This is a genomic window from Kitasatospora sp. NPDC059571, from assembly GCF_042735675.1.
GTDB lineage: Bacteria > Actinomycetota > Actinomycetes > Streptomycetales > Streptomycetaceae > Kitasatospora.
The window spans coordinates 9,912-17,875 of the sequence record NZ_JBHWBW010000131.1; the positions used below are offsets into that span (position 1 = coordinate 9,912).

7 protein-coding genes and 2 pseudogenes are annotated in these 7,964 nt (G+C 74.7%); 3 read left to right on the forward strand and 6 right to left on the reverse strand.

Annotation, left to right across the window (positions count from 1 at the left end; all coding sequences use genetic code 11):
- Positions 1-169: 169 nt before the first annotated feature.
- Positions 170-424 carry a Txe/YoeB family addiction module toxin gene (locus ACFV0G_RS17150; protein WP_380547596.1) on the reverse strand — a complete coding sequence of 85 codons (255 nt, stop codon included), beginning with the start codon at positions 422-424 and terminating at the stop codon, positions 170-172.
- A 120-nt stretch (positions 425-544) separates the two neighbouring features.
- Positions 545-622: pseudogene (locus ACFV0G_RS17155) on the reverse strand (type II toxin-antitoxin system prevent-host-death family antitoxin); the annotation flags it as partial.
- A gap of 273 nt (positions 623-895) precedes the next feature.
- On the opposite strand from ACFV0G_RS17155, the gene ACFV0G_RS17160 reads away from it, so the two are divergent.
- A complete protein-coding gene (locus ACFV0G_RS17160) occupies positions 896-2,134 on the forward strand; it encodes a serine hydrolase domain-containing protein (RefSeq protein ID WP_380547577.1) in 1,239 nt (412 codons plus the stop codon).
- On the opposite strand, the gene ACFV0G_RS17165 is transcribed toward ACFV0G_RS17160, so the two are convergent.
- The 4 genes and pseudogenes from ACFV0G_RS17165 to ACFV0G_RS17180 all read right to left on the reverse strand — a co-directional run bounded on the left by ACFV0G_RS17165 (position 2,124) and on the right by ACFV0G_RS17180 (position 6,181).
- Entirely contained in the window at positions 2,124-3,494 is a 1,371-nt protein-coding gene (locus ACFV0G_RS17165; protein ID WP_380547580.1) for an FAD-binding oxidoreductase, read from the reverse strand. The two genes, ACFV0G_RS17160 and ACFV0G_RS17165, sit on opposite strands and share 11 nt — an antisense overlap.
- Positions 3,495-3,616: 122 nt before the next feature.
- The gene (locus ACFV0G_RS17170; protein ID WP_380547583.1) at positions 3,617-4,276 is read right to left on the reverse strand and encodes an HAD-IA family hydrolase; all 660 of its coding nucleotides are present in this window, start codon (positions 4,274-4,276) and stop codon (positions 3,617-3,619) included.
- Positions 4,277-4,323: 47 nt separating this feature from the next.
- A pseudogene (locus tag ACFV0G_RS17175) lies at positions 4,324-5,456 on the reverse strand (dihydrofolate reductase family protein).
- Positions 5,457-5,596: 140 nt separating this feature from the next.
- On the reverse strand, positions 5,597-6,181 hold the full coding sequence (locus tag ACFV0G_RS17180) for a pyridoxamine 5'-phosphate oxidase family protein (RefSeq protein WP_380547586.1): 585 nt from the start codon (positions 6,179-6,181) through the stop codon (positions 5,597-5,599).
- Between the two features lie 126 nt (positions 6,182-6,307).
- Between ACFV0G_RS17180 and ACFV0G_RS17185 the strand changes: the two genes are divergently transcribed.
- Both ACFV0G_RS17185 and ACFV0G_RS17190 read left to right on the forward strand, forming a co-directional pair.
- Entirely contained in the window at positions 6,308-7,120 is an 813-nt protein-coding gene (locus ACFV0G_RS17185) for a methyltransferase domain-containing protein (RefSeq protein ID WP_380547590.1), read from the forward strand.
- A 127-nt stretch (positions 7,121-7,247) separates the two neighbouring features.
- Positions 7,248-7,787: a (deoxy)nucleoside triphosphate pyrophosphohydrolase gene (locus tag ACFV0G_RS17190; RefSeq protein ID WP_380547593.1), complete on the forward strand. Its 540-nt coding sequence runs from the start codon at positions 7,248-7,250 to the stop codon at positions 7,785-7,787.
- Positions 7,788-7,964 lie beyond the last annotated feature (177 nt).

Consider the following 7,964-nt stretch of genomic DNA (forward strand, 5'->3'; position numbering starts at 1 on the left):
TCGGCGCGATGGCGTTCCTCTCGGCGGGCGGGGGGGGGGGGGTTTTCCCGACACACGGGCGCCCCCCCGCCCGGCGGCGGGCGCCCCCACCGGGGGGGGGGGGCGGCGGCCCCCCGTCGTTCCGGGCCAGCCGCGGGGGCGCTCCCGCACGGCAGCCCGTGGAGCCGGATCAGCCCTCGTAGTGGTAGCGGCACTGCGCCACCCGGACCGCGTCGTCGGTCACCTTGTAGATGAGGCGGTGCTCGTCGTTGATCCGCCGTGACCAGTAGCCCTGGAAGCCGTGCTTCAGCGGCTCGGGTCTGCCGATCCCCTCGTTCCCGTTGCGCGCGACGTCGGCGAGGAGGGTGTTGATCCGGTTGAGGATCTTGCGGTCCTGCGCCTGCCACCACAGGTGGTCCTCCCGGGCGCGGGAGGCGAAGGTCATCGTCACTCCGGATCCGCCAACTCCCGGACGGTGCCGCCGCCGGCCTCCAGTTCTTCGATGGATGAGGGACTGGTAGTCCTCCAGCGAGACGATGACGACGGGCTCGCGCCCCGCCCTGGTGATCACTATCTCCTCGCGGTCGTCCGTGACCGCATTGAGCACCTCGGCGTACCGTGCGCGGGACTCCGAGTACGACATCGTCTTCACGGTCCGCTCCTCTTCCGGGTACAGGAAATTGTGCGTGAGGGAAGGGCTCGAACAGGGCCGGCCGTGCCCGGCCGGTGGCGTCCGTGCCGCGGTTCGGCGGCCCCGCCCCGGCCCGGCGTCGGGGTTGTCCCCCGGGCGGGCCCAGGGGTGGATCGGGGGCGGGTGGGGGACGTTCCCGGATGGCCCGGCGGCCCCGGTTCGGAAGACTCGGCGGCGGGCCGGAGGAGCCGGCCCCGAGATGATGAACCGTCAGGGGATGCCACCGTGGGAACCGTTGTACGCCACAGCCGCTGGACCGCCCTCGCCGCCGCCGGTGCGGTGCTCGCCGCGCTGGCGGTGGGCACCGCCGGACCCGCGGTCGCCGAGCCGGGCCGTCCGGCCGCCGTCCGGCAGGCCGACCGGCTGCCCCCGTTGGACCACGAGGCCGTCCGGCAGGTGCTCGCCGGGCTGCCGACCGCCGATGTGTCCGGGGCGCTCGTCCGGGTCTCCGGCCGGGCCGGCCGACTGGAGGAGGTGGGCGGCACCGGCGACCCGGCCACCGGGCGGGAGCCCGACGCGGACGGGCGCTTCCGGATCGGTTCGATCTCCAAGGTGTTCACGGCGACCGTGGTGCTCCAGCTGGCCGCCGAGCACCGCCTCGACCTCGGCACCCCCGTGCAGCACTACCTGCCCGGACTGCTGCCGGCCTCCTTCCCGCCGATCCGGGTCGGGCAGCTGCTGAACCACACCAGCGGCCTGCCGAACGGTGCCGACGGCCCGTGGGGCGACGGCACCGCTGCCTGGTTCGTCGACCACCGCTTCGAGTCATGGACGCCCGAGCGGGTGGTGGCCACCATGGACGGCCAGGCGATGTCCTTCCCGCCCGGCACCGCGCAGCAGTACAACGGCATGAACACCTTCGTGGCCGGCCTGCTGGTCGAGAAGGTCACCGGGCACGACTACGCGCACGAGGTCCGGCAGCGGATCATCCGGCCGCTCGGGCTGCACGACACCTCCGTGCCGGCGGTGGACGACCCCGCGCTGTCGCACCCGGCCGCCCGGCCGCGCCTGTCGGTGCCGGGCCCGGACGGCAGCCCGCGGCGGGTGGACGTGACCGAGCAGAGCCCGTGGCCGTGGGCCGAGGGCGGCCTGATCTCCAGCGCGCCGGACCTGGACCGGTTCATCACCGCGCTGTTCCGCGGCCGCCTGCTGCCGCCCGCCCAGCAGGCGGCGCTGTTCACCGTCCCGGACGTGCCCACCCACCACAGCAGCCACTGCGAGACCGGTCCGGACGCCGGCCGGGCCTGCATGAGCATGGGCCTGGAGCGGACGGAGATCGCCGGCGTGGAGCTCTGGGGCAAGACCGGCTCCCGGCCGGGCTGGACGAGCGGTGTGTTCGCGACCCGGGACCTCGCCCGGACGGTCGTCTACTCGCTCAACCCGACCGGTGTCGACGGCGCCGAGGCCCCGGTCGTCATGCAGCTCGCCGGGGCGGTGTTCGGCGCTGGACAGGTCAGGGCCTGATGTTGTGGTTGACCCGGAACAGGTTGCCGGGGTCGTAGGCCCGCTTGACCTCCACCAGCCGCCGGTAGCTGGCGCCGTAGTTGTCGGCGGCCCGCTGCTGGTCGTCGTCGGACATGAAGTTGACGTAGCCGCCGGCCTCCGAGTGCGGGGCGATGGCGTCGTAGTAGTCGCGCACCCAGGCGATGTTGGCCGCGTTCTCGGCCGGGTCGGGCCACATACCGGCGATCACCGTGGCGAAGGTGGCCTCGCGGTGGGCGAAGGCGGTCGCCTCCGGCGGGACGCGGTGGCAGGCCCCGTTGATCGGGTAGATGTGCATGGTGGAGTTCACGCTCGGCACCTTCGGCCCGTGCTCCAGGTGGGCCGCGATCGCGTCGTCGGTGAGCTCGGTGGAGAACACGCCCTTCCAGTAGTGCTGCAGGCCCGGCGGCACCAGCGCGTCGAAGGCGCTGTTGAGCGTGGGGTACGGCATCGGGCCGATCATCTCGGCGACCGGCGGCGCCACCTCGCGCAGCGGGCGGAACGCGGCCTCGGCCTCCTCCGGCGGGCCGGACCAGCAGAACACCTGGAGGACGAAGGGCTCGCCGTGCCGGTCCTCGGGGATGAACGGCAGCGGCGGCGCGATCTGGAAGCCGGGGAAGACGCCGAGCTCCTCGGGCGCGTCGACGATGTACTCCCGGTAGCGGCGCAGGATGGCGGCGGCGTGCTCCAGTTCGTAGAGCGCCGGGCCGCCGACGATGTCCTTCACCGGGCTGAGCCGGAACTCGAAGGAGGTCACCACGCCGAAGTTGCCGCTGCCGCCGCGCAGGGCCCAGAAGAGGTCCGGCTCCTCCTTGTCGTTCACCACCCGGAAGCGCCCGTCGGCGGTGACCACGTCCGCGGACAGCAGGTTGTCGCAGGTGAGGCCCAACTTGCGGGCCAGGTAGCCGAATCCGCCGCCGAGGGTGAGGCCGCCGACGCCGGTGGTGGAGATGATGCCGCCGGTGACGGCGAGTCCGAAGGCGTAGGTGGCGGCGTTCAGGTCGCCGAGGGTGGCGCCGCCCTCCACGCGGGCCGTGCGCCGCACCGGGTCGACCCGCACCGAGCGCATCCCCGTCAGATCGGCCACCACGCCCCCGTCGCAGGTGCCGTAACCGGGCACGCTGTGCGAACCGCCGCGGACGGCGAGCGGGAGGCCGCTGCCCCGTGCGAAGTCGACCGCCGCGATCACGTCGCCGGCGTTGGCGCAGTGCACCACCGCGGCCGGCTTGCGGTCGATCATCGCGTTGTAGACCCTGCGGGCCTCGTCGTAGTCCCCGTCACCGGGGGCGACCACTCCACCGCGGACCAGGCCCGCGAGTTCCTCGATTGTCTGTGTGCCCATGACAGCCGCTCCTGACCGTTCCGGCCCCCCTGGGCCGGCCCGAACGCGGAACGGGGAGCCGACGGTCCCTGGTCGGCCTCCCTCCCACGCTACGCCGGAGGGTCGCCGCTCACCCGGCGGGCTCAGCCGACGGTCAGGACCAGCGCGCCGTCCGCCGCGGTGGCCACGGCGACCTGTTCCAGGGTGTCGACGTGCCAGGTGGCCGGGTGGGCGGTGGCCCGCGGGCCGACGCCGACCACCCGCATGCCGGCGGCCAGGGCGGCGGCGATGCCGGCCTCGGAGTCCTCGAAGGCGATGCAGTCCGCGGGGGCGAAGCCGAGTGCGGCGGAGCCCTTGAGGAAGCCCTCCGGGTCGGGCTTGCTGGCGCCGACCGACTCCGCGGTGACCCGGGTGTCGGGCATCGGCAGGCCGGCGGCGCCCATCCGTACGGTGGCGAGCGCCTCGTCGGCCGAGGTGACCAGCGCGTGCGGCAGGCCCGTCAGCGCGGCCATGAACTCGGGGGCGCCGGGGACGGGCACGATGCCCAGGGTGTCGGCGGTCTCGTCGGCGAGCATCGCCCGGTTCTCCTGGAGGTTCACCGCCATCGGCCGGTCCGGCAGCAGCAGCGCCATCGACAGGTGGCCCTGCCGGCCGTGCACCACGCTCATCACCTGATCGCCGTCGAGTCCGTGCCGGGCCGCCCAGCGCCGCCAGCAGCGTTCGACGACGGCATCCGAGTTGACCAGGGTGCCGTCCATGTCGAGCAGGAGCGCGCGGGCGGTGGCGGTGGTGGCGGGGGGCATCTGAGCTCCTCGTCGGGGGATCTTTGTCATACCAGGATACAAAAAGGTCACGCGGGGCCGAGCAGGTGCGCATTGACCGCCCGCGCCTCGGCGGCCAGCTCGCCCAGTTCCACCACCTCGACGCCGGCCGCGGTCAGCAGCGCCGTGCCCTGGCAGGCCTGTACGAAGAGGTCCGGCTCCCGCCAGGCGACGACCACCCGCGGCACCCCCGCCGCGATGATCAGCTCGGCGCACGGGTGCGGGCGGGAGGCCCGCTGCCCGCACGGCTCCAGCGAGCTGTAGACGGTGGCGGTGCGCAGCCGGGGGTCGCCGGCCGGCAGCTTCGCGAGCGCGGCCTCCTCGGCGTGGTTGCGGTCGTCCACCTCGCGGCTGTATCCCTCGCTCAGCACCGTGCCGTCCGCGCCGACGATCACCGCGCCGACGGAGAACGCGGTCTCGGACGGCGGGCAGCGCCGGGACAGTTCGACGGCGCGGGCCAGCCAGTGCAGGTCACCGGTCACGGCGCGGACTCCTTGGGGGCGTAGCTGAGCAGGACGACATCGCCCACCGTACGCGCCGCCAGCAGCCGCATCCGCCGCCCCGGCCCGCCGGGGTAGTCGGCCGGCCCGAGGAAGCGGGGCGCGCCCGGCTGGCCGACCAGCAGCGGGGCGACGGCCAGCTGGAGTTCGTCGGCGAGGCCGGCGGCGAGGAACTGCGTGTGGATGCTGCCGCCGCCCTCCACCATCAACCGCCCGACGCCGCGCGCCCCGAGGTCGTCCAGGACGGCGCCGAGGGCGACCGACGGGCCGAGCCCCACCACCTCGGCGAGGCCGTGCAGCGCTCCGCGCAGCGCGGGGGCGGCGGCGTCCGTGGTGTACGCCACCTTGGCGCCGCCGGTGTGCCAGAAGTTGAGGCCGGGGTCGAGGTCGCCGCTGCCGCTGAGGGTCACCTTGAGCGGGTACTCCGGCCGGCCGGCCGCGACCCGCCGGGCCCGCCGCTCCGGCGAGTTGACGAGCAGCCGGGGGTTGTCGCGGCGCAGCGTGTTGCCGCCGACCAGCAGCGCGTCGCAGCCGGCCCGGACCTCGTCCACCCGGTCGAAGTCGGCCGGGTTGGAGAGCAGCAGCCGCTCGGGTGACGCGTCGTCGAGATAGCCGTCCAGCGAGACGGCGGCGCTCAGCAGGACGTACGGGCGCGGGGACACGGCGCATCCAATCTGTCGGCTGCGCTCCACCGTACGGTTTCGAGCGGCGCCGTCCGCCCACCGGTCCGGTGCCGTACGGGCGGTGCGCTCCCGCTCGGCCGCGGCCGGGCCCCGGGCGCGGCCCGGCCCGGCCGCGGTCCTCAGCCCGCCCGCGGCGGCAGCGGAAGGGGCAGCGCCGGCAGGCCGTCCAGGCTGGTGCCGACGAGGTCCTTGCCCTCGCAGTACACGCCGAACTCCTCGTCGCTCTTGCGGGCGAAGTACTGCGCGTGCAGGTCGCGGTCGGAGCGGTAGTCCATGAACGGGACGGCGAAGCCGCAGGAGTCGCTGACCCGCTCCGCGTGCACCAGGACGATCGCCCGCAGCCCGGCGCCGTCGGCCGCCGGGTCGAAGCGCCCGACCAGGCCGGCGAAGCGCGGGTCGTCCCGGAAGACCGCCTCGCCGCGGCCGTGCACCCGCACCACGGTCGGCGGGCCGTCGAAGGCGCACCACATCAGCGTGATCCGGCCGTTCTCCCGCAGATGGGCGATGGTCTCCGCGGTGGAGCCGCCGAAGTCCAGGTAGGCGAGCGTCAGTTCGTCCAGCACGACGAGCGTCCCGGCCCTGCCCTTGGGCGACAGGTTGACGTGCCCGTCCCCGGCGAGCGGCGCGGTGGCGGTGAAGAAGACCGGCTGGCTCTCGATGAAGGAGCGCAGGCGGCCGTCGATCCGTTCGTACGTCTTTCCCATGGCCTCGATTGTCCTCGCACGGCCCGCCGCACGACCAGTGCAATCCCTTCACGTCTTGTCATGTGAGACATGATTTCTCGTCAGGCGAGACGGTGGCTAGGCTGCGGGCACCGAGAGGAGCCGAGCATGACGCCACGTCAGAACGTCTACACCCACGGCCACCAGGAGTCCGTGCTGCGCTCGCACCGCAGCCGCACCGCCGCCGACTCCGCGGCCTACCTGCTCCCCGAGCTGCGCCCCGGCATGCGGCTGCTGGACGTCGGCTGCGGCCCCGGCACCATCACCGCCGACCTGGCCGAGGCGCTCGGCCCGACGGGGCGGGTGGTGGCCGTCGACACCTCCGCCGAGATCCTGGCCGAGGCCGCCCGCTGCGCCGCCGCGCGCGGCCTGGACACCGTGGCGGTGGAACGGGCGGACGTCCACCGGCTGCCCTACGCCGACGGGTCGTTCGACGTCGTCCACGCCCACCAGGTGCTCCAGCACCTGGCCGACCCGGTGGCCGCACTGCGCGAGATGCGGCGGGTCACCGCCCCCGGCGGCCTGGTCGCCGTCCGCGACGCCGACTACGCGGCCATGACCTGGTACCCGGAGCTGCCCGAGCTGGACGCGTGGCTGGCGCTCTACCGGCGGGTCGCGCGGGCCAACGGCGGCGAGCCGGACGCCGGGCGGCGGCTGGCCGCCTGGGCCCGGGCCGCCGGCTTCACCGACCTCACCGCGGGCTCCGGCAGCTGGACCTTCGCCACCCCCGAGCGGCGCGCCTGGTGGGGGGCGAGCTGGGCCGAGCGCACCGAGAAGTCCGCCACCGCCGCCACCGCCCTGGCCGAGGGCTTCGCCACCCCCGCCGACCTGGCCGCGATCGCGGCCGGCTGGCGCCGCTGGGCGGACGAGCCGGACGGCTGGTTCGCCGTCCTGCACGGCGAGCTGCTGGCCCGGCGCTGACCGCCGGCGGGTCGGCCTTACCTGGCGTTAACCGCCTGCGTACCGGCCGGTAGCAGGGGCGCCGTAGCGTCGGACCACCGCGGGCCCGGCCTGTCCCCCACCGGGCCGGGCCCGTTACGGTGACGCCATGGACTCCTTCCGGGTGATGCGCCAGGACGACAACGGCAACCGCTTCCTGCTCGCGAAGGACCTGGACCGCACCGCCGCCGAGGCGCTCGCCGCCCAGTACGAGGCCCGCGGCCACAAGCAGCTCTACTGGGTCGAGGCCGACGGGCCGGCCCGGATGGTCGTCGGCGCCGCCCTGCTGCACGGCGGCCGGGTCCTGGCCGCCCGCCGCAGCGAGCCCGCCGAGCTCGCCGGGTACTGGGAGTTCCCCGGCGGCAAGGCGGAGCCCGGCGAGAGCGAGGAGCAGGCCCTGGAGCGCGAGCTCGCCGAGGAGCTCGGCGTCAAGGCCCGCGCCCTGCACCCGCTGCCCGGCCGCTGGTCCGTCCGCCCCGGCCTCCACCTCCGGATCTGGGCCGCCGAGCTGCTCCACGGCGAGCCGCAGCCGCTCCAGGGCCACTCCGAGCTCCGCTGGGTCGGCCCGGACGAGCTCGACCGCCTCGCCTGGCTGGACCACGACCGCGAGGTGCTCCCGCACGTCGCCGCCCTGCTCGCCCGGGGCTGACCGGCCGCCGTACCGGGTAGGAGAGGCCTCCGGGGCACCGCGCTGCCCGCAGGCCCATCGGCCAAACGGAAAAGACGACCCAATTGCCGGGATACGCGGGCAATCGTCGGGGTATGTCACTGTTCGGCAGAATCCGTCACGATCGGTGAGGCGCGCAGCGCCCCTCCGCTCACCCGC

Bases quoted from the DNA above. Each gene is read 5' to 3' on its own strand.
- ACFV0G_RS17150 (WP_380547596.1), bottom strand. From the start codon at position 424: ATGACCTTCGCCTCCCGCGCCCGGGAGGACCACCTGTGGTGGCAGGCG.
- ACFV0G_RS17165 (WP_380547580.1), bottom strand. From the start codon at position 3,494: ATGGGCACACAGACAATCGAGGAACTCGCGGGCCTGGTCCGCGGTGGA.
- ACFV0G_RS17170 (WP_380547583.1), bottom strand. From the start codon at position 4,276: ATGCCCCCCGCCACCACCGCCACCGCCCGCGCGCTCCTGCTCGACATG.
- ACFV0G_RS17180 (WP_380547586.1), bottom strand. From the start codon at position 6,181: ATGGGAAAGACGTACGAACGGATCGACGGCCGCCTGCGCTCCTTCATC.
- ACFV0G_RS17185 (WP_380547590.1), top strand. From the start codon at position 6,308: ATGACGCCACGTCAGAACGTCTACACCCACGGCCACCAGGAGTCCGTG.
- ACFV0G_RS17190 (WP_380547593.1), top strand. From the start codon at position 7,248: ATGGACTCCTTCCGGGTGATGCGCCAGGACGACAACGGCAACCGCTTC.